Source organism: Hyphomicrobium sp., from assembly GCF_009026145.1.
In the GTDB taxonomy this organism is placed as follows: Bacteria; Pseudomonadota; Alphaproteobacteria; order Rhizobiales; family Hyphomicrobiaceae; genus Hyphomicrobium_A.
The window spans coordinates 109297-130610 of sequence record NZ_WBUE01000007.1; the positions used below are offsets into that span (position 1 = coordinate 109297).

General features: G+C 65.0%; 18 protein-coding genes and 1 pseudogene. 7 read left to right on the forward strand and 12 right to left on the reverse strand.

Features of this window, described 5'->3' with window-relative positions; all coding sequences use genetic code 11:
• The 5 genes from F9K20_RS08150 to F9K20_RS08170 form a co-directional block, all read right to left on the reverse strand.
• Complete coding sequence (locus F9K20_RS08150; protein ID WP_290999738.1) at positions 1-123, reverse strand: hypothetical protein; 123 nt, start codon at positions 121-123, stop codon at positions 1-3.
• A gap of 72 nt (positions 124-195) precedes the next feature.
• Positions 196-1839 carry a cbb3-type cytochrome c oxidase subunit I gene (locus F9K20_RS08155; protein ID WP_290999741.1) on the reverse strand — a complete coding sequence of 548 codons (1644 nt, stop codon included), beginning with the start codon at positions 1837-1839 and terminating at the stop codon, positions 196-198.
• Positions 1840-1860: 21 nt separating this feature from the next.
• Positions 1861-2625, reverse strand: a complete 765-nt coding sequence (locus F9K20_RS08160; RefSeq protein WP_290999744.1) for a cytochrome c oxidase subunit II — start codon at positions 2623-2625, stop codon at positions 1861-1863.
• Entirely contained in the window at positions 2609-3448 is an 840-nt protein-coding gene (locus F9K20_RS08165; protein ID WP_290999747.1) for an SCO family protein, read from the reverse strand. Before F9K20_RS08165 ends, F9K20_RS08160 begins: the two co-directional genes overlap by 17 nt.
• 50 nt (positions 3449-3498) lie before the next feature.
• The gene (locus tag F9K20_RS08170; RefSeq protein WP_290999750.1) at positions 3499-4293 is read right to left on the reverse strand and encodes a heme-copper oxidase subunit III; all 795 of its coding nucleotides are present in this window, start codon (positions 4291-4293) and stop codon (positions 3499-3501) included.
• 406 nt (positions 4294-4699) lie between these two features.
• Here F9K20_RS08170 and ubiM point away from each other — a divergent pair, with 406 nt between their 5' ends.
• From ubiM to F9K20_RS08185, 3 genes are read left to right on the forward strand one after another with little or no spacing between them, the layout of a single operon-like run.
• Positions 4700-5929 carry a 5-demethoxyubiquinol-8 5-hydroxylase UbiM gene (ubiM, locus tag F9K20_RS08175; protein WP_290999753.1) on the forward strand — a complete coding sequence of 410 codons (1230 nt, stop codon included), beginning with the start codon at positions 4700-4702 and terminating at the stop codon, positions 5927-5929.
• Positions 5926-7287, forward strand: coding sequence for a cytochrome P450 (locus tag F9K20_RS08180; protein WP_290999756.1), 1362 nt, complete (start codon positions 5926-5928; stop codon positions 7285-7287). The genes ubiM and F9K20_RS08180 overlap by 4 nt, the downstream gene beginning before the upstream one ends.
• A 42-nt stretch (positions 7288-7329) precedes the next feature.
• Positions 7330-7572: a CDGSH iron-sulfur domain-containing protein gene (locus F9K20_RS08185; RefSeq protein ID WP_290999759.1), complete on the forward strand. Its 243-nt coding sequence runs from the start codon at positions 7330-7332 to the stop codon at positions 7570-7572.
• Between the two features lie 57 nt (positions 7573-7629).
• Here the strand turns inward: F9K20_RS08185 and F9K20_RS08190 are convergent, their stop codons facing one another.
• From F9K20_RS08190 to F9K20_RS08210, 5 genes are read right to left on the reverse strand one after another with little or no spacing between them, the layout of a single operon-like run.
• Positions 7630-8523 carry a TatD family hydrolase gene (locus F9K20_RS08190; protein WP_290999762.1) on the reverse strand — a complete coding sequence of 298 codons (894 nt, stop codon included), beginning with the start codon at positions 8521-8523 and terminating at the stop codon, positions 7630-7632.
• Positions 8524-8555: 32 nt separating this feature from the next.
• Complete coding sequence (locus F9K20_RS08195) at positions 8556-9434, reverse strand: EboA domain-containing protein (RefSeq protein WP_290999767.1); 879 nt, start codon at positions 9432-9434, stop codon at positions 8556-8558.
• Positions 9435-9447: 13 nt separating this feature from the next.
• On the reverse strand, positions 9448-10320 hold the full coding sequence (locus F9K20_RS08200) for a UbiA family prenyltransferase (protein WP_290999769.1): 873 nt from the start codon (positions 10318-10320) through the stop codon (positions 9448-9450).
• The gene (eboE, locus tag F9K20_RS08205) at positions 10293-11492 is read right to left on the reverse strand and encodes a metabolite traffic protein EboE (RefSeq protein WP_290999772.1); all 1200 of its coding nucleotides are present in this window, start codon (positions 11490-11492) and stop codon (positions 10293-10295) included. Before eboE ends, F9K20_RS08200 begins: the two co-directional genes overlap by 28 nt.
• A complete protein-coding gene (locus F9K20_RS08210) occupies positions 11492-12706 on the reverse strand; it encodes a 3-dehydroquinate synthase (protein WP_290999775.1) in 1215 nt (404 codons plus the stop codon). Before F9K20_RS08210 ends, eboE begins: the two co-directional genes overlap by 1 nt.
• A 460-nt stretch (positions 12707-13166) precedes the next feature.
• Here F9K20_RS08210 and F9K20_RS08215 point away from each other — a divergent pair, with 460 nt between their 5' ends.
• The 4 genes from F9K20_RS08215 (at position 13167) to idi (ending at position 17119) form a co-directional block, all read left to right on the forward strand.
• On the forward strand, positions 13167-14585 hold the full coding sequence (locus F9K20_RS08215; protein WP_290999778.1) for a PQQ-dependent sugar dehydrogenase: 1419 nt from the start codon (positions 13167-13169) through the stop codon (positions 14583-14585).
• A 95-nt stretch (positions 14586-14680) separates the two neighbouring features.
• Positions 14681-15127 carry a c-type cytochrome gene (locus F9K20_RS08220; protein WP_290999781.1) on the forward strand — a complete coding sequence of 149 codons (447 nt, stop codon included), beginning with the start codon at positions 14681-14683 and terminating at the stop codon, positions 15125-15127.
• 28 nt (positions 15128-15155) lie between these two features.
• Positions 15156-16577: a nucleotide pyrophosphatase/phosphodiesterase family protein gene (locus F9K20_RS08225; protein WP_290999784.1), complete on the forward strand. Its 1422-nt coding sequence runs from the start codon at positions 15156-15158 to the stop codon at positions 16575-16577.
• Entirely contained in the window at positions 16574-17119 is a 546-nt protein-coding gene (idi, locus tag F9K20_RS08230; protein WP_290999787.1) for an isopentenyl-diphosphate Delta-isomerase, read from the forward strand. Before F9K20_RS08225 ends, idi begins: the two co-directional genes overlap by 4 nt.
• Positions 17120-17342: 223 nt before the next feature.
• Here the strand turns inward: idi and F9K20_RS08235 are convergent, their stop codons facing one another.
• Positions 17343-20030, reverse strand: a complete 2688-nt coding sequence (locus tag F9K20_RS08235; protein ID WP_290999790.1) for a transglycosylase domain-containing protein — start codon at positions 20028-20030, stop codon at positions 17343-17345.
• Positions 20031-20354: 324 nt separating this feature from the next.
• Positions 20355-21293, reverse strand: a pseudogene (locus F9K20_RS08240) (N-acetylmuramic acid 6-phosphate etherase); the annotation flags it as partial.
• Positions 21294-21314 lie beyond the last annotated feature (21 nt).

Sequence of the window (21314 nt, forward strand, 5' to 3'; positions counted from 1 at the left end):
TCAAGGGCCGTAGTTGATGATCTTCCAGATGATGCTCACGTACATGAGCCCCGAGAGGGCGAGGAACGCGGCGAGAGCGATCCGGCGGCGTCCCTCCCATTTGTGTCTTGCGTCAGACGGCATGACCTTTGAGCCTTCTTCTGGCAGTGCAGCGGCCGAGCCGAAGGCGCTAGGCCTGCGGCTCGACCGCGACATTCAGTTGTAATTGTAGGGCGTCCAGTTCGCGTCGAGATGAACGGGCCGCGGGAAATTGCCGGGACCGGGTGGGCTCTCGGTGTGCGTCCACTCCAGGGACTTCGAGCCCCACGGGTTGGTGCCGACGACAGGGCCGCGCAGCGCCGAGTAAACCCAGCCATAGAGCATGAGCAGAACACCAACGCCGATCATCGCGGCGCCGAACGTCGCCACCATGTGATAGGGCTCGAACTCGGGGAACATCTGATAGTCCCAGTAACGTCTGGGCATGCCCCTAACGCCGATGATGAAGAGCGGCCAGAAGGTCACCTGCGTGCCGACGACCTTGAGCCAGAAGGCCACCTTGGCCACCTTGCTGTCCGCCGAGCGCCCGGTGATCTTGGGGAACCAGTGATAGACGGCGGCGAACACCGCGAACGTGGCCATCAGGCCCATGATGAAGTGGAAGTGGGCGTGCACGAAGCTCGTCTCCGACAGGTGCACGGTGAGGGAGGTCACTGCCAGCGGAATGCCGGTCATGCCGCCGACGAGGATGAGGAACAGGCAGACGACGGCGTACCACATCGAGACGTTGTAGGAGATTGCGCCCTTGTACATTGTCCCCCAAAGCGAGATCAGCAGCAGGCCGACCGGAACCGAGATGAGAAGCGTCGACACCATCATGCCGATGCGCAGCCAGTCGGGCATGCCGGCGATGTACAGGTGGTGGATCCACACCTCGCCGGTGATGACGAGGATGCCAACGATGCCGCCGTAGACGGCAGCCTTGTAGTTGAAGACGTAGTTCTTGGCCTGCGTGGCGATGATGTCGAATAGCAGGCCGACGGCCGGCAGGAAGATCACGTAGACGGCGGGGTGCGAGTAGAACCAGAACAGGTTCTGATAGAGCAGCACGTCGCCGCCGCGCGAGGGGTCGAAGAATCCGGTACCGACGTACTTGTCGAGCAGCAGAAGCGTGACCGCCGCGGCGAGCACCGGCACGAAGACGATCTGGATCATGAAGGCGGCAAAGGTGGTCCAGACAAAGATGTTCATCTGGTTCCAGCCCATGCCGGGCGCGCGCATATAGATGATCGTCACCAGGAAGTTCACCGCGCCGAGGATCGAGGAGAAGCCGATCAGGTGCACGGTGAAGACGTAGAAGGCGGTGTTGGCCGAAGTCGTCACCGAGTACGGCGGATAGCCGGTCCACATGATATCCGGCTTGTCGGGAATGAGGAACGTGAGCAGGGCGAGAACGATGCCGGCCCAGAACAGCCACAGCGACAGCGCGTTGATGCGCGGGAAGGCGACATCGGGCGCGCCGATCATGATCGGCACAAGATAATTGGCGGCAAAGCCGGTGAGCGCCGGGATAAGGAAGGCGAGGATCATCGCCGCGCCGTGGAAATAGAGGGCGACGTTGTAGGCGGTCCCCGTCGTCATCTGCCTGGCGAAATCGCCGACGAAGTAGTTGATGAGACCCGACTCGCCCGGCTGCATCTGCTCGATGCGGATGCCGAGCGCCATGATGCCGGCGACGGCAAAGGCCGCCATGGCGCCGACGAGATAGAGGATGCCGACGCGCTTGTGGTCGGTAGTGAAAATCCATTCGCGGATGAAGGAGCCGCCCGGCGCGCGGGCGAACTCAGCTGCGGTCGTCATTGAAGTATTCCCTCCTCACGCTCAGGGCGTCGGTTGCTCGGCGGCCGGCGGGGCTGCCTTGCGCTCCGTCCGCTTCTTTTTCTTCTCAAGCTTGGCGGCGAGCCAGGTGTCGTACTCGGCCTTGGGCATCGCCTTCACCAAGTTGTTCATCTGCGAGTGGGCATCGCCGCAGAACTCCACGCACACGACCGATGTCTCGAGCGGTTTGTCCGGGTAGAACCACAGATGCGTGATGCGGCCAGGCATGATGTCCTCCTTCAGCCGGTACTCGGTCAGTCCGAAGGAGTGGATGACGTCGTTCGAGGTCATGCGCAGCACCACCGGCTGGCCGACGGGAACGACGAGCTCGCTGTCGGTGATCCCGTCGCCGTAGTCGTATTCGAAGAACCACTGGTTGCCGGTGACCTTGACCTCCATGGCCCCCGCCGGCACCTCGCGCTGGATGTTCCACAGCGACCAGCCTTTGGCGGCGAGCAGGAAGTCGTCGGCCATGAAGAGCGCGGCCGGCACCAGCGACCAGGCGAGCGCCTTATCGAGGTTCAGCGGCAGCGCGGTGCCGACGGCCCCGGGGCTGCGCGCGCGATAGCGGATGAGAAGGTAGACGGCGACGACGGCGAAGATGCCGCCGATGATCCACAGATCCCAGAGCACCTCGTCCCAGGTGTGATTCCATGCCTCGGTCGGATTGCGGATGTGGCCGTTCGCGGCCTCCTCCGCCAATGCCGTGCCGCCCGTGAGCAGAAGCGCTCCGAGCGCGCCGAATACGAAATCAAGCCGCCTCAGCATAGCTGTGGTTCCCTGTGCGTTTCACCCGTATGGAGATTTTGTAGGCGAGCATCCCGCCGAACAGCGTCGTAACGCCGAGGCCCAATGCTCCGAGCCCGACGACAAGCGGAATGCTCAGCACGTATTTGCCGTCGTGGTAGCTGTAGCTGTAGCAGAGGCTCAGGGCGAAATTGATGATCTCGCCGGGCCGGAACTGCCCTTGCCGGGCGTCGAGCAGGGCCAGCTCGATGTCCCGCGCCGATAGCGCATCCTGGTAGAGGACACGGACGAGGCTGCCGTCGGGCGAGAAGAACAGAAAGGCGCCGGGATGCAGGAACATGCGGTCCTCGGGCGACCAGAAGAATTTGAAGCCGATACGCTCCGTCTCGCTCTTGAGCTCGTCTTCGTACTTGAAGGTCGCGAACGTCCAATGCTCGGCGAGCGGACCGGTCAGCTCCAGATGCTTGCGGAAGGCCCCGGTCGTCGCCAGCGTGTCGTGCTTGTCGAAAGACAGGGTCAGGATGCGGAAGTCCTCGCCTGGCGCGAGAAGGCGCACGTCCTTCATGAGCTCGGCCAGCGAGGCATTGATGATCGAGCAGCTGCCGTCGCACGTGAAGTAGGAGAGCACGAGGATCAACGGCTTGCCGAGCATGTCCGCCCAGCGGAGCTCCTTGCCGCTCTGATCGACAAGCAGCGTTTGCGGCCTGATCTTGGCGCCGAGCACCGCCTTCTCGTCGACCACCATGATGTTGGGATTGAGATCGGACACCGGACGGCGAAAGTACTGCGCCTGCGCCGCGCTCGCCGTCATCGCGACGGCCAGCAGCGCGAGGCGCCCAACCATGCGAGCGCCTGCGCCTCTTCTGCGTGAGGGTCTTCCAGGTCCGCGCGACATCACCAGAAGTAGACCTGCGACGCGACGAAGAACCATACGATGTCGACGAAGTGCCAGTAGATGCCGGCCACCTTGACCAGATTGCGGTGGACGCGGCCGAACACCATGCCGAGGAAGATGGCAACGAAGCTCGCCAGCCCAACCAGCACGTGCGAGCCGTGGAAGCCGGTGAGCGAGTAGAACGCCGCCGAGAACTGGTTGGTGGCGGGGAGGAAGCCCTCCTCGAAGAGGTGCGTGTACTCGTACGCGGTGCAGGCGAGGAACGTGGCGCCGAGCGCGATCGACAGGGTGAGCCAAAACAGGAAGGCGCCCTTGCGGTCGTGATCGAGACGCTCCTCGGCGACGTGATACGTCAGGCTCGAAGCGACGAGGATCGCCGTCATGACGAGCGGCAGCACGAGGTTGAGGTGCGGCGTGCCTGCGGGAGGCCACACCGCTTCCGCGCTGACCGAAAGGCGCAGAGTCCAGTAGCTGGCGAAGAGACCGAGGAAGATGAGGATCTCGCCGATGATGAACACGCCGACGCCGACCGGCGAGACATTGGAGATAGCCGAGTGCTGGGTGGCGCCCTCGTAGATCCACTTGGAGATGCCCGCCAGCACGAGGGGCGTGCCTACTCCGGCAGCGATGATGGCGGGGAGCTGCAGCTGGTAGACGAACTTCAGCGCAAAGGCGACCGGGAGCAGCAGTAGTACGCCGAACGAGATGGCCATCGGCGCCCAGCTCCACTCCCAGTGGTGCTCGTGGTGCAGGTGGGCCCCATGCAGCGTTTCAGCGCGCACGATTTGGTGCATCTTCCTTGTCCCTCCCTGTTTCCCCGCCCGCGCGCTCTTGGTCGCGCATTGCAGGGAAATCGTCCCACCGATTGACTCGGCTTTGAATTTTGAATTTGCCGGGAGGCGCATTTCCAAACTTGATGTGCATCAAGTAGGCATGCGGCAAAAGACGGCGGCAGCGATCGTCCGCTTGCGCACCTGGGGCACGAGCAACACGCAAGATAGCGCCCATCGAGAACCCATCGCGCCGATCAATGCAACGGTGCCCAATTCATCCTGCCGCTCTTTCCTCTGCCCGCTTCCGAATGCGTTGCCTTCGGCGTGGATACGCGGCAATTCGCACGCTCAAGCTTGAGGTGCATCAAGCGGTAACCCACTCGTTGATCCAAGCTCAGCGTCGGATTCGCGGACGCCGGGCCAGAGATTGAGCACGAGCTACGACATGGTGATCGCGGGCGGGGGGCCGGCAGGCTTGAGCCTCGCATGCCTTGCCGGCGATCTGGGCCTGAGGGTCGCCGTCGTCGACCGCCAGCGCGAGGATGCACTCGCCCATCCTCCACCCGACGGCAGGGACATTGCGCTGACGCACCGGTCCGTGCGCATTCTTGATGAGATCGGGGTTTGGGGCGCGCTTTCTCCCAAGGACATCGCTCCTATCAGAAGCGCCCGGGTCAAGAATGCCGATCAACCACACCTACTGTGCTTCGATCCCGAAGGAGCGGGGCGCGAGGCGCTGGGCTATCTCGTCAGCAACCAAGTCTTGCGTCGTGAGCTCTACCGCGCAGCGCGGCAACGGGCGAGCGTTGAGCTCCTCGCCGGCGAGACGGCTGGCGAGCTGCAGCTTGGCGCCTGGACCGCCTCGCTCGCCCTGTCCTCGGGAAAAGTGCTCGAGGCGCCGCTGCTTGTTGCCGCCGACAGCCGCTTTTCGGAGCTGCGGCGCAAGGTCGGAATCGGTGCCGACATGCGCGACTTCGGCCACCTCTGCATCGTCTGCCACCTGCGGCACGAGAAGCCGCATGACGGCACGGCGCACGAGTGGTTCGACACCGATCAGACGCTGGCGGTGCTCCCCCTCAATGAGCAGACGTCGTCGATCGTCCTCACCCAGCCGGCGAGCACGGCGGCGCGCAGCTTGTCGATGCCGGCATCAGCCTTCGCGGCCGCGATCGAGCAGCGCCTCGACCGCCGTTGGGGAAGCATGCAGCTCGACGGCGAGCGCCACGCCTACCCGCTGGTCGCCGTCTATGCCGACCGCTTCTGCGCCCGGCGGCTTGCACTTGTCGGCGACGCCGCCGTCGGCATGCACCCGGTGACGGCGCACGGCTTCAATTTCGGACTGCAGGGGGCGGAAACCCTGGCGCGCAAGGTCGGCGACGCCATCGGCGCCGGTAGTGATATCGGCGCGCCGTCCGTGCTCGAAAGCTACGACCGCATGCACCGTCGGGCGACGCTCCCACTCTATCTCGCAACCAACGCCATCGTCGGACTGTACACGGACAACCGAATGCCGGCGCGCATCGTCCGCAGCGCCTTGTTGCGCATCGCCAACTCCCTATCCCCCGTCAAAGACTTCATGCTGCGCAAGTTGACGGAGTGCGATGTAGCGCAAGGGCCGGCGCGACGGGCTTTGCACCTCTTAAGGAGCCATTCATGACGAGCGAAGCGCAAGCCTATTCGCAAACTCTGGGCGGAGAGCAGAGCATCTGGTTCAAGATCTCTCCGTTCATCAATGCCGACGACCCCATGGCGGTGCTGATGCGCCTCGCAGGGCGCCATGGCGGGTGCATTCCCATAAGCTTGCGATCGGAGCGCATCTTCATTCTGAGCGAGGTCGAGCACTTCCGCCGGGTGCTGGTCGACAACGTCGACAACTACGAGAAGTACTTCGATGGTCTCAAGCCAATCTTCGGGCAGGCCATGATCACGGTCGACGGCGCGCTGTGGCAGAAGATTCGTCAACCGCAGCAGCCTTACTTCCACCCTGCGGTCTATGCCGAGTACATCCCGTACCTGGTGGTCTCGCTGAAGAAGAAGACCGACGAATGGTCGCGACTGGCGCGCCGCGGCGTAACCTTCGAGATGCTGGAGCAGACCTGGAGCCTGGCGGCCGACATGATCTGCCGCGCGCTCTTCGATCGCGAGGTGCCATTCAACCCAAGCGCCGTGTTCGGCGCCGTAAAGGCCTACACGAACACCTCCAACCACCGCTCGATCCGTCTCAAGAAGGTCAATGGGGGGTTGCAGGAGGTCAGCGAGGAGGAGCCACCGGCGCGCGCCATCAGCGCCTGGCTCACGCTGCCGGAAGCGGTGATCTCGGCGGCGCCGTGGCAGGGACGCGAGCGCACGCTGCTGAACATGATGCTATCGGCCGAGGCCGATGCTGGGATGCCGGCGTGGGATCACCGGCAGGTGGAGGACGAGATCAAGCAGTACCTCTGGGCCGGTACTGAGACGACGGCGCTGACGCTCGGCTGGACGCTCTATCTGCTCTCGCGGCATCCCGAGGCGGCCGCGCGCATACGCCGGGAGGGGTGGGAGGTCTACGGTGACCGCGAGCCGACTGCGGCCGACGTGGAGCGGCTGAGCTATACGCGCTCGGTGATGCTCGAGGCCTTGCGTCTCTACCCGCCGGCGTGGGCCCTGATCCGCACCGCGACCGGCGAAGACGTGATCGCCGGCCATAAGATCAGGGCGGGCGACAGGATCGTGCTCTGCCCCTATGTCGTGCACCACGATCCGAAATACTGGGACGACCCGGAGGCATTCCAGCCGGAGCGGTTCGACCCCGGACGTGTCAAGAAGCGGGTGAAATACAGCTATCTGCCGTTCGGCGCCGGCAAGCGCTTCTGTCTCGGCGGACAGCTATCCCAGGTCGAAACGATGCTGGCGCTCAGCATGCTCTTGCGCCGCTTCGATCCCGAGTACGTCGGCCGTGAGCCGCCGCAAGTGGCCGCGAGCGTGACGCTGATGCCGAAGGGCGGTCTGCCGTTCCGCCTACGCGAATTGTTGTGACGGGCACTGTGGAGCCTGGCGCGTGAGCAAGAGGAGAGAGCGATGAGCATCGAGGCGGTCGCAGCGCAGCTCAGCCCCTATCAGCTCGAGGTCGAGGCCGGGCGCTCCTACAAGTGGTGCCGGTGCGGGCGCAGCAAGTCTCAGCCGTTGTGCGACAATTCCCACGCCGGTACCGGCATCGAGCCGTTGCTGTTCGTCGCCGACAGGACGGAGACGGTCCTCCTCTGCGGCTGCAAGGAGACCGGCAACGCGCCCTTCTGCGACGGAACGCACAACGTGCTGTGAGGAGGCGCCCGTTACGCCGGTGCTCGCTGTGCGATCCCGCATGAGAAGCAATTGGCGCTAGTTGCGCGTCGGCTCCACGCGCGGCGTCTGCCCGCCGCGTAGGATGGTATTTCCGTCGTAGCGCGAGCGCTGATCGACGGCGGCCTTTGCCCAATCGGCTTCGCGCATCTGCCCGCTCTGCCCGTAGGCGGCGAGGGCGTTGGCGTAGGTGACGCGGCGCACGTCGTCGGCGGAGATGCCCTGCTCGGCGAGCAGCATCGCTGTCTTCGGTACCGATAGGGGATCGGAGATGCCCCAGTCGCACGCCGAATCCACGATCAGCTGCCCGGCACCGTACTGGCGCACGATCACGCACATGCGCTGGGCCGTCATCTTCGAGTGCGGGTAGATGGAAAAGGCCGCCCAGAAGCCGCGCTCGGTCACCTCGCGCACGGTTTCCTCGTTGACGTGGTCGATGACGACGCGCGAGGGGCTGAGCTTGTGCTCGAGGATGATGTCCATCGAGCGCGAGGCGCCGCGCTTCTTGTCGCGATGCGGCGTGTGGATCATCACGGGGAGGTCTAGCTCGCGGGCGAGGTCGAGCTGCAGGCGGAAGTACCTCTCCTCCAGCGCCGTCTGCTCGTCGAAGCCGATCTCGCCGATGGCGACGACGCCTTCCTTGGTGGCGAACTCGGGCAGGATCGCCATCACATCCTCGGCGAGGGCCTCGTTGTTGGCCTCCTTCGAATTGAGGCCGATGCAGCAGTAGTGCTGAATGCCGAACTGGCTGGCGCGAAAGCGCTCGAAGCCCAAGATGTGCGAGAGGTAATCGCGATAGCTGCCGACGTTGGTGCGCGCCTGGCCGATCCAGAAGGCCGGCTCGACGACGGCGACGATGCCGGCGGCGGCCATCGCCTCGTAATCGTCGGTGGTGCGCGAGATCATGTGGGCGTGTGGATCGATGATGGGCATGGCGTTGCTCCCGTGCGTATTCTGGTTCGTCGTTACCCGAGCGTTTCCCAAGTCAGCCGACCGCTACGAATGTCGCGCCACAGGGTCGGCGTGCTTTCCAGGATGACGAGCGCATCCGGCGTCGGACATTCCGAGAGCGCCAAGGCGGCGGCCTGGCGCTCGATCTCCAGCGGCGACTCGAAGACTCTGATCAGCTCATCGAGGTAGTTGTCGCCGGCGAACGGTCCGACGCAGCGCCACAGCTCGGGGCTGACCGTGCGCCCTGCCGCCCAACGCTCATGCGCATAGTCGACGAGCATGCGGGCGAGATCGGCGTTGCGGCGCGCATCGAGGCCTTGGATGGGCGCGAGGCGGCTGCCGACAAACAGCGCCTTGACCACCAACTGGTTCCACATGGCTTCGCTGAACTGTTCCGCCGGGTAGGGGCTCTTGTGAGCGACCGCCTCAAACACCGGCTGCATAGCGGAGCGGACGCCTTCGCTGGCCGTGGGCAGGACCTGCTCGGGAGCGGGGTACAGCGGGAGGCCGCGAAGAAGCGCGATCTGCTCGCTGATCTCGCCGGAGCGCACGAGCCCGTCGAGACGCGCCGCAAACGTGTCCTCGGCGCCGGCATAGCTCGCCAGCACGAACAGAATGCGCGTTACCTGATCGACGGTCCAATCGTCGGGACTGAGGCCCGGACGCAGATGCTCGGCGCCCGCCGCCTCGGCTGCATCGAGCCGCAGTTGCTCTTTGCCGACGCGGCGCGGCGCCAGCCCGATGGCGAGTGTCAGCGCTTTTCCGGTGGGTGCCTCGGCAATGCGGGCGCACTGCTCGTCGACCCAGTCGAGCTGCTCGGCATCGAGTCGGCGCTTCAGCCAATCGCGCAAGAGCTCGATGCGGCGGAGCACGTCGTCAGTTGAGGAGGTCATGGCGGCGTCGCCCTCAGGATGCTGGCACGTAACGCTGCAGGACGAGGGTAAGTGCGAAGCAGGCGAGGCAAGCGAAGGCCGCATAGTCTACATCCGTTGTTGTCGCGAACAGAGCGTCGTTGAGCGAGATGGCGGCGATCAACAGTGCAACGGCGCGCGATACATCGCCCGCACCGCGGTGACGCAGGAGCAGCGCTACGCGCACGGCGCAGGCGGCCAGGGCGATGAACGCTATGATCGCTGCGAGCGAAAAGTCCGTGTCGGCGCCGGCGACGATGACCGGTGCCGCGAGCAAGGGTAGCGGCCAGAAAGTGCCGATGCGATCGAGGCTCTCCATGCGCGCGGAGTAGGTGAGGCCGGCGACGTAGGCGAGGAGGGCCGCGGCGGGGACGAGTATGGTGGCCGATAGCGCAGCGGTCGTCGCCAACGCCGCTGTCACATAGACGAGCGCGCGGCACACCCCCATGATGAAGGGGGCGAGCGGGTTCTTCTTGTGATGCCAATCGTAGAGCAGGATGGCGGCGCCCAGCCCGGCGCCGGCGAGACCGACGCGGTCGTTGACGGCGGCCAGTGTCACCATGCCGACGACCAGGAGCGAGCCGCCGACCACGAATACCACATCGGCGGGGATATCCCCTGCCGGAATGGGCCGCTCCGGACGTTCGCGCGCATCGACATTGCGGTCGAACGCGTCGTTGAGAAACATGCCGGCTACGTACATCAACGAGATCGCGATCGCGAGCGTTATGAGCCAATGCATGGGCGCTCCGCCGGCGAGCGCGCTTCCGGCGATCACGTTGCTCCACACCGTGGGCAGGTTTGATACGCGACCGAGTACCAGCGCCGTGCGCCAGCCGCTCAGGCGCCGAGTTGCGAGCGAACCCATGTCAGCTCCCGGGCGATATCGTTGTCGACGTCGACGCCTTTCGAGTGTGCGGGGAGAACACCCCAGGTGTAGGTCTCGACCTCGAGATGCGGCGCCAGCGCCTGCTTGCGGCAGGCGGCGAGCAGCTCCGCCAGCGGCTCCTGCGTCGATTGCAGGCCGCCGTAGTCCGATTGAAACAACGGCACATGGCAGTGCACGCGCCATTCGCCGCCGGCGGCGCCGCGGCGCAGGGCGGCGAATGCGTCCGGCAGATCGGGGTAGCGCGTAAGCGCCCCCTCGCGCGCCTCGACGGTTTGGTGCAGGTAGATACCGTCATCGAACGGGCGCAGCAGCTCTACTACGCCATCGCTCACGGCAGGGACCTTGAGGGCGGAGCTGAGCTGGATCTTCGGCACGCGGATGCCGGCAGCCGCCAGACGGGCGACGCACTCGGTGGGATTTTCGAACTCCACGGTCACGTGGCACACGTCGAGGCAGATGCCGAGGTGGCGGCGCAGGGCATCGCGCGCCCACGTTGCCGGCAGGCCGGTCAACCGGCGAAAGGCTGCGACCGCGGTGCCACTGAAGAGATGCTGCTCGAAGAAGTCGATCGCCTCGTCGATGGTCTCGAGGAAGCAGCAGGGCTCGGGCTCGAGCGCCAGGACGATCTGCCTGCCGGTTTCGCGCGCGATGATGTGCAGGTGCGCGGCATGGCGCAGCAGGAGATCAGCCACGTGCGCGACGTCCGCCGGCTCGCGGACCTTGGCCTTATAGGCGCCCGGCACCGTGCTGATGCTGCCTTGCATGCCGTCGGGCAGCAGGCGGGCGAGGACGTCGGCGACCCGGTTCGAGAATGCGAGGCGCTGCTCGTGGCGCCAATCGGGCTCGTACACCTGCTCCTTGACGCGCGCGCCGTGGAACAGGCCGTAGGGAAATGCATTGACGGTGAACACGTAGAGACCGGCATGGCGCAGTAATGCCTGCAGCCGCTCGAGTGCTTGCGGATGGGCAAGGTCAGCGGCGGCGGCGGCCGAGAGGCGGAGCCCGACACCCATCGGGTTTGTCGGCGACACACGCCGCTTGATCGCCGGGAGATGGATTCTCAGCGCCGCCTCGATGTCGTTCCAGCGCTCGCCGGCGTGGATGTTGGTGCAGTAGGTGAGGTGCGGCGAGCCGGGGAGGGCGAGCTGCATCACGCACCGTCCCGTGGCCGCAGCCACTCGATCGCCTGCTCCAGGAGAGCGTGGTCCATGGTGTGCACGTCGATGCTGTGTCCGATGCCGCTCAGCAGCGTAATGGTGAGCTCGCCGCCGAGATGCTCGCGAAACTCCTCCAGCCCAGCGAGCAGCAGCCTCTTTCCGTCGGCACCGTGCGCGTCGCAGGCTGGGTGCCAAAGGGAAAATCCCAGGCGTTCGAGCAAGGCGCGCACGCGCTCGTCTCCCGCGGCCGGCAGCAACCCAGCCAGCACCGAGTAGCGCGTGTCGAGCGCGACGCCGATGGCTACCGCTTCGCCGTGGCGCAGCTCGTAGTTCGACAGCGCCTCGAGCTTGTGCGCTGCCCAATGTCCGAAATCCAATGGCCGGCCGCTGCCGCGCTCGAACGGATCGCCGCCGATCGAGATCTGCCGCATGTGCAGCAGGGCGCAATGGCGGATCAGTCGATCCAGCGGCTCGGAGGCGAACAGGGCGAGGGCCTCCGCTTTCTCCTCCAGCCAGGAGAAGAACTCGCCGTCGCGGATGAGCGCGACCTTCACGGCCTCGGCCATGCCGGCGCGCTTGTCGCGGCCCGGTAGCACGTCGATGAAGGCCGAATCGTTGATCACGGCGACCGGCGGCGCGAAGGTGCCGACCATGTTCTTGAAGCCGAAGGCATTGACGCCGTTCTTCACGCCGACGCCGGAATCGTTCTGCGCCAGAACGGTTGTGGGTACGCGAATATGGCGGATGCCGCGATGCGTGGTGGCGGCCACATAGCCGACGAGGTCGAGGACGGCGCCGCCACCGATGGCCACCACGTACGAGTGGCGATCGACGCCGTATGACACCAGCAGCCGTTGCAGGCGCTCGGCCAGCTCAGGCGCGTTCTTGCAGCGCTCGCCGCCGCCGACGGTCTCGATCGGGCCGGCCAGCTGCATCTCGCCGGAATGCGCCGCCGCATGGGCAAGGATGCGCCTGGGCAAGTCTGGCATCTCGCGGGTGACGCCCTCGTCGATGAAGAAGGCAGCGCGGCGCCGGCGATCGGAGGCGCCCTGGCGCATCGCCTCCAAAAGAACGGGGTTGTTGTCGGAAAACACATCGCGCGTGAAATAGACGGGAAACTCATAAGTCACGGAAAAGCGCTGAATAAATGCGCGTGCCTCACCCGATGACTCCACCTTCGCCAATGCGTCGCTTACCGCCTTGCCCACGTCTTGCGTTTCCCCTTGTCGGCTTTGTGATTGCGATGCCGATTTTGTTCTGGCAGTTGCCAGAAATGCCCCGGCTTTTGGCAGCGAAACGGGCCGGCCTTGCGACTGGTGCGTTAGCCAAACAACCGCGGTGGCGGCCGATCATGCGCGGTTTGGCGGGGCTAAGCAACGGTTTTGGTTGATGTTTCGTGCTCGGCACAAAACTGCGGGCAAGGCAAGGGAAAACGTGGCAAAAACAGCCGGGAAGAAAAGGAAAAAACATCGCCGCGACTTAGTAGGTGGTGCTCAAATTCTGCAATTCGCACCTGGTTCCATTGCCGGACGCAACTTCATTCATTAGCGTCAAAAGCTCGCATGAAGTCTGGCATATATCATCGGCCAACTGAGTAAATGCGAGCGGGCGCAATTGCGCAACGCGAAGAAATGACGCTGACAAACAATGGAAATGGGAGAACGTTCTATGGGAATGCGGTTGGTTCTCGCCGCGTCGATGGGGATGGCTGTGCTTGGTGCCGCCGGCTCGACCACTGCGGTCGCGCAAACGGTTCCCACGCAGGCCTCCGAAGTCGCGCGCCCGGGCGGTAAGCTACCTGGCGATCCGAAGATCGCGCTGGTCAAGGTGGCCGACGGATTCAACGATCCGGTCGGCGTCGCGTCCGCCTTTGACGGCACGGGACGCGTCTTCGTCGTCGAGCGGGTCGGCAGGATCAAGGTGGTCAAGGATGGCAAGGTGCTGGAGAAGCCCTTCTTAGATCTGACCAAGAACACGCCGCTCGGCAGCGAAGTGCAGACCGGGTTCGTCGAGCAGGGGCTGTGGTCGGTCGCCTTCCACCCCAAGTTCAAGGAGAACGGCTACTTCTTCGTCAGCTACTCATCGCTTCCGTTCAACGGGGCGCACATGATCGCGCGCTATACGGTCGATCCGAAGAGCCCGGACGAGGTGACCGTCGAGCAGGCCAACAAGAGCGTCAAGGTCATCATGAATATCCCGCAGCCGTACTACAACCACTACGGTGGCGGTATCGAGTTTGGACCGGATGGCTATCTCTATATCGGCAAGGGTGACGCCGGCTGGGAGGGCGACCCCCTCGACGCCGGTCAGATGAAGAACGTGCTGTGGGGCAAGATCCTGCGCATCGACGTCAACACGCCCGACGACGTCGCCTACAGCATTCCGCCGACCAACCCGTTCGCCAAGGTTTATCAGGATCGCATGATGTCGCTGTTCGGCATCACCGAGGAGGGCTTCTCCAAGATCCACATGGGAGCCCGCCCGGAGATCTGGGCCTACGGCCTGCGCAACCCATACTCGATCCGCTTCGACAAGAAGACTGGCAGCATGTTCATCGCCGACGTGGGCCAGAACCATCTGGAGGAGATCGACTGGCAGCCGGCCGACAGCAAGGGCGGTCAGAACTACGGCTGGAAGCACAACATGGGCACGCACTGCCATCCGGCCACCGGGCCGGATGACAAGTGCCCGATCGTCGGCACGCTTCCCGTCGCTGAATATCCGCACCAGGAGCCCTATCCGGGGGCGGAGAAGCTCAAGGACGGCTGGGGGTGCTCGGTCATGGGCCTTGGCGTCGCCAACTACGCGGGTATGAACGGCGTGTTCCTCACCGGCGACTGGTGCTCGGGGCGCGTGTTCGGCACCGGTTGGGACGGCTCCAAGTGGCAGCTGCAGGAGCTCGCCCAGACGTCGCTCCAATTCACCTCCGGCAACGTCGATGAGGACGGCACCGTGCTCGCCGTCAACTGCGACTGCTTCTACACCGATGACAAGGGGCCGCTGGCCAACCCGCCCGGCTCGCTGTGGCGGATCGTGGCGGCGGACAAGGTACCTGCCGGCGCAGAGGTCGCAAAGACCAAGAAGTGATCGCAGCTGCGATCCAATGGTGACAGTAGGGCCCCTCGCTCCCGTCTGCGAGGGGCCCTGCTGCCTCATGCAGATGCCGACAGGAATTCCGATCGATGTCCGTCAATATGCGTGCTTCTGGTCCCCTGGCGATCGTCGCGCTGGCCGCAGCACTCCCTGCCTTTGCCGTCGAGTTCAAGAGCGCGCTCGATGACTCGCCGCTCGACCTCGGCTCGATCGCCGGCGAGCAGCTCACCGATGCGGTAAAGTCATTCCATGCAACCGGCACCAATCCCTATATCGGCAACGCCGAGGCGGTCGCCGAGGGCAAGAAGCTGTACGATGCCAATTGCCAAGTTTGCCACAAGCCGGACGGATCGGGCGGCATGGGGCCGAGCCTCATCGACGACACCGTCGTCAACGCGCGCGCCAACACGGACGTCGGCAAATTCGAGATCATCCACTCCGGAGCGGCTGGTGCCATGCGTCCGTTCTCCAAGCGCGGCATCACGCAGGATCAGATCCTGAAGCTGATCGCCTACATCGGCACGCTCAAGAAGTAGAGGCCGTCCTTCGCGGAGTGGCGCAGCGATGCATCCCCTCGTCGTCCTCAACATCGTCGGCCTCACGCCCGAGCTGGTCGGGGTCCACACGCCGAACCTGGCGCGGTTGGCGCAGCGCGGCGGTCTGCGGCCGCTGCGCACGGTGACGCCGGCGGTGACCTGCTCGGTGCAGGCGACTTTTCTTACCGGGCTCCCCCCGGGCGGGCACGGGGCCGTCGGCAACGGCTGGCTATTCCGCGACCTCTATGAAATCTGGCTGTGGCGGCAGTCGAACCGGCTGCTCAGCGGCGAGCGCGTTTGGGATGCCGGCAAGCGACGCAATCCTCGCTTCACCTGCGCCAACATGTTCTGGTGGTACAACATGGCGTCGAGCGCCGACTACGCGGTGACGCCGCGCCCCATTTACAAGGCCGACGGGCGCAAGATTCCCGATTGCTATGCACAGCCTTCCGGGCTGCGCGACGAGCTGACCGCCAAGCTGGGGCCGTTCCCGTTGTTCTCGTTCTGGGGTCCGGCGACGTCCATCGCCTCGACCCGCTGGATCGCCGACGCAGCTCTACACGTCATCGAGACGCGCAATCCGACTCTTACTCTTGTCTACCTGCCGCACCTCGATTACGGGCTGCAGCGGTTGGGTCCCGACAACCTAGAGATCGCCAAGGACCTGCATGAGGTGGACGGGGTAGCGGGGACGCTGATCGACGCGGCCGAGGCCTGCGGCCGCAAGGTGCTCATCGTTTCCGAGTACGGCATCGTTCCGGTGCGCAAGCCCGTGCACATCAACCGTGCGCTGCGCCAGGCCGGTCTGCTGACCGTGCGAGACGAGCTGGGCGACGAGCTGCTCGACCCGCCCCAGTCGCGCGCCTTCGCCGTCGCCGACCATCAAGTCGCCCACGTCTATGTCGCCGATGGCGGCGACATCGCCCGTGTGCGCGCGCTGCTGGAACGCATCGATGGCATCGCCGAGGTCTGGGGCACGGAGGAAATGCGTGTCCATGGCCTCGAGCACGAGCGCTGCGGCGAGCTCGTCGCCATCGCACGCCCAGACGCCTGGTTCACCTATTACTATTGGCTCGATGACGCCGGCGCGCCCGATTTCGCTCGCACGGTGGAGATCCACCGCAAACCTGGTTATGACCCGGTCGAGCTGTTTCTCGATCCGGCGATAAGGTTCCCCAAGCTCGCCATCGGGTGGCGGCTGTTGAAACGCACCCTTGGCATGCGCACCCTGATGGATGTCATTCCGCTCGATGCTTCGCTGGTACGCGGCTCGCACGGGCGCGCCGACACCCCGCCCGCGCGCGGGCCTCTGGTCCTATCCTCCGACGCGGAGCTGCTTCCTGAGGGCACTATTAATGCAACCGACATCAAGCAGCTGATGCTCGATCACGTATTTGGCAGACTGGCAAAGGCACGCAACGGCGCGTCGCTCGAAACCGGCTATCCATGAACGATGCGCGCGAGACGGTGATCCTTGTCGATGCTGCCGATCAGCCGGTCGGCACGGCGCCGAAGCTCGCGGCGCATCAGCGCGGCGATCTGCACCGGGCCTTCTCGGTGCTCATCCATGATGGGGCTGGCCAGCTGCTGCTGCAGAAGCGGCATGCGGGCAAATACCATTCAGGTGGATTGTGGACCAACGCCTGCTGCGGGCATCCGCGTCCGGGCGAGGAAACGCAGGCTGCCGCCTTGCGCAGGCTCAGCGAGGAAATGGGGTTCTCCTGTCCGCTGGTGCCGCTCGGCGCTCTCATCTATCGCGCCGAGGTCGGCGGCGGCTTGATCGAGCACGAGTACGTGCATCTGTTCACCGGCCGCTGGTGCGGCGCCGTGACGCCGCATCCCGACGAGGCCGAGGCGCACGCATGGCTCACGCTGAGCACGGTCCAAACGGACATCGCGGCACATCCCGATCGCTACACGGCGTGGTTCCGCCTCTATCTCACCCGCGCGGAGACGGAGCTGTCGGCAGCGATGCAGCTCGACATGCCGTAAGCACGTTTCAACATCGCGTCCTCGCTCGTTGATCGTTGAGCGCGAACACTGATCAACAACCGAACATTGTGATCAACGAAAGCCTTGCCGCAGGCTTTATCTTTGGCGAATGAAACGCCGAGCTTTTATCGCCTTGCGGCTTGCGATTTCACATGCCGCAACGCTCAGTCGCGCGAAGCGACTGAGCGAGATCTTGCGATCGATCGCCCCACCGTCTGCTGCGCTAGTAGCCGAAGCTGCGGCGGAATACGTCATTCGCCGTCGAGCCGCTGCTGCTGACGCGTGTCGACGATCCGCCGCCTGCGCCGTAGCTGCGCGTGACGATGCGCCGGCTCGACGTGCTGCGCTTGGCTCTATCCGTGTCGTCGAGGCGTCGCGCCAGCTCGACCTGCGCCAGGTGGTCGGCACCCTTGTCGATGCTGTTCCACTTGCCTTGCAGGGCCTGGGTGATGCGCTTCTCATGGCCGTACACGTCTTTCACCGTCGTCAGCTCGCCGTCCTCGTCGACCAGCGCGGTGAAATAGGTGATGTGGACCGGGATGTGCTGGTCGAGATGGACACCGTTCTCCTCAGGCTCGCCGTTGAGCAGAAGCGCCACGCGATCGGCGCTCCAATCCTTGTCGATCGAGAGCAGCATCTCGGCGAGGCGCTGCGGGTTCTTCACCCGTACGCAGCCGTGGCTGAAGGTGCGCTGCGCGGCGTCGAACAAGCCTTTGCTCGGCGTGTCGTGCATGTAGACCGAGTGCTTGTTCGGAAAGGTGAACTTGACGAGACCGAGCGCGTTGCCGGGCCCCGAAGGCTGGTAAATGTCGTAATGGCGGATGTCTGCCTTCGACCAGTTGATCTGGCTCGGCCTGATCACCTTGCCGTTCCGCATCACGACCATGTCTCTGCGCCTTCCGCGCGCGATGGCCGGCCCAATCTCGTTCACCTTGATGCTCTCCGGTACGTTCCAGCGGGGATGGAAGTAGATCGTTTCGATGGCCTCGGAGAAGATGGGCGTTTGCGTGTCGAGCTCGCCCGCAATGACGCGCTCTTCCAGGAGGACGGCGCGGTCCTTTACGACGCGCACCTTGAACTCGGGAACGTTCACCCAGACGTGGTTGCGGCCGAGGTCCTCTGGCATCCAGCGCCACTGCTCCATGTTGGCGAGCAGCGTGCTGAGCGCGACCTCCTGCCCTTCATTGAGGGCGCGGCGCGCCTTGGCGTTGAGGATGCCGTTGGCCGGTGAGATGCCGCGCTTACCCTGGAAGCGCTTGACGGCCTCGACGAGCGCATCGTCATAGAAGGCCGTGCCGGCGCCGGTGGCCGGCACGCGGAGCCGCTCGCGCACCAGTGCGATGTCCTGGTGCATAGCGCCGGGGCGTAGCTTCGCGCCCTTGGGAATTGCAGTGGGCTCCGTACTACCGCCATCGCGGAGCGCCAGGTACCGCTGCCGCAGCTGCTCGAACTGCTCGTGCTGCGGGTGCAGCTTGCGCAGGAATTCGTCGGGGGCATCTGCCGCGCCGATCCTCGTCATGACGAGAAACGGCGGACGCACTTGCGGCTTGCGATCGAGATACGAGCTCAGCTGCGTGGCAGGATCCTCGATGCGGCCGCCGCGGGCAAAGCGCGCGTACTTCAGCACCGCCAGCGATAGTCCGACCTCGGCATCGACGAGCTCCTTCTCGGGCAGCGGCGTGGCGCCCGCCGTCTCCGCCGGCAGTGCCGGAATCTCGAAGGCGCTGGCGTCGAGTCCCCAATCGTCTGCGCGCTTGATCTCGTCGATGACCGATTGCGCCGCCAGCGTCCATCCGGTCTTGGCCACCCACACCGGTTCGGTGCGCCCGGCGTAGAACATCCAAAGCGCGTCGCGATCCGCCTGCTGTGTTCCGTCGGGCAGCGGCGCCAGAAGCCGCCGCCGGACGTCGAGCACTAGCTGCTCGGCGGAATTCAAGAAGTAGTCCGGCTGCGTAGGCTCTATGGGCGCCGCTGTCGCCGGACCGGCGACGAAGTTGATGCCGAGCGTGAGCCCCGCAAAGAGACCCGCAACGTTGGTGGAGGACGGCTTCGGCATGAGCTTTGGAGGCATCGGGGCACTCTCCGCGGTGAGGGGTTCGAGGCTGGCGAGCTGGGCTTCGGCGGGGGTGAGGACACCGGCCGCTGCAACGGCCCTCAAGACGAAGTTGCGCGCGCGACGAGCGCTCTCGGCGTGGCGGTCGAGGCGGCGCGCCTCGGGTGCTTGCGGAAGGGCGACGAGCAACGCCGCCTCGCCGACGGAAAGGCGCTGCGGCTCCTTGCCGAAATACTTGAGCGAGGCGGCACGCACGCCTTTGATCCTGCCGCCGAACGGTGCCAGGCCGAGGTAGAGGCTCAGGATCTCTTTCTTGGTAAGCGCTCTCTCGAGTTGGATGGCGCGCAGGATCTGGCGCAGTTTCACGCCGGGGGTGCGGCTGTACTCGTTGTCGAGCAGGCGCGCGACCTGCATCGTCAGCGTCGAGCCGCCGGAGATGATGCGCTGGTTCAGCAGAAGATCGCGCGCCGCGCGCACCATGCCGATGGGGTCGACGCCGAAGTGGTAATAGAAGCGCCGGTCCTCGAACGCGAACAGCATGGCGAGGTAGCGCGGATCGACTTGCTCGGGATTGAGCGGTTTGTGCGCGCGGGATGGCTCGCTCTGTAGGCTCGCAGTGGTGGTTGGGCTCAAATCGGCCGCGCTCGGCAGCAGATGCGCCACGTGCCCGAGGGGAGGGGGCCCCATCTGCGCCATAGCCAAATGCAGGCCCATGAAGGCGAACGCTACCGGAACCAGAGCGCAGAGCGCGGCCGCTGCTGCATAGCGCCCCAGCGGTTGCGGTCCATGGCCCGAATGCTGCTGACTGACTCCCGCTTCAGGTTCCGCGCCGACTGCAGGTCCGGAGGCTGTGCCCATGGCTCCACCTCCGTCGTCAGGAACTGACATCGCGACCTCGTCGATGGACTGCTCGGAAACCCTCGCGGGCCCTCGCCGCGGCTCTCCCCTCACGCGGCCACGTGCATGAGCGTGCAATCGACCGGCGACTACAACCGAAACTGCTGAACCCCGTTTACGCGTTCCAAATCGGATCAGCGCGATTTGAATCTTCCCGAAACCAAAGTGTTTTGCAGTCGGCGCAATGGATTTTGTAATCGAGCGGCCAATTGACTATGCGGCGCGCGGAAACGGCGCGAAACATTCAGCGCTCTGGCTAATTTGACGCCGGCAATCACGCTGAAGTCAGCGGCGGTTCTTCGTGGCTTCGAGCTTGGGTGCGCCATGCTTGGCGAGATGGTCGATCGCCGCCCGCAGTCGGCCGCCGACGCGCTCCAATACCGCCTCGGCTTCCTCGAGCTCACAGCCCTGCAGCAATAATACCGCGAGCTTCACGCTACCGTTGGCGCGCTGCAACGCATCGCGCACCGGCGCCCCGCTCTGGCCGGTGAGATGCGCCACCATTCTCTCCCGGCGCTTGGCGAGCTTGGCGTTGCAGGCCTGAACCTCGACCATCATGCCACGATAGATGCGGCCCAGACGGATCATGACGAGCGTAGAGAGCAGATTGAGCGTGATGCGCTGCGCGGTGCCGGCGTTCATGCGCGTCGAGCCGGCGATCGGCTCGGGGCCGGTGGCGAGCAGGATGGGGTGCTCGGCTGCGGCGAGGAGCGGGGTGCCGGGATTGTTGGCGATGCCGACCGTCAAGGCCCCGCGCCGGCCTGCCTCGCGCAGGCAAGTGAGGGTAAACGGCGTCGTCCCGCTGGCCGCGACCGCGATCAACACGTCGGCCGGCCCAATGTCATGCTCTCCGATCAGCTCCGTGGCGCGTGCCACGTCGTCTTCGGCCCCTTCGACCGCTTGCGTCATGGCGGCCTCGCCGCCCGCCAGCAGCAGCAGCAGGCGCTCGGGCGGCCAACTGAAGGTCGGCATGAGCTCGGCGCCATCTTGCACCGCCAGGCGCCCGGATGTACCTGCTCCGGCATAGATGAGACGTCCGCGCTTGCGCAGCCGGGCTTCGATGGCGAGAGCCGCCTGCTCGATGGACTGGCGGGCGGCCCGTACCGCTGCGACTGAGGCCAATTGCCCCTCGATCATCGCATCCAGGATGTCGGCGGGCTGCCAGAGATCGATATCGGCGTAGCGCGGACTTAACTGTTCCGTATGCATGCGGGCAGGGTTGGCTCTGAGTGACTTTTGCCGCGT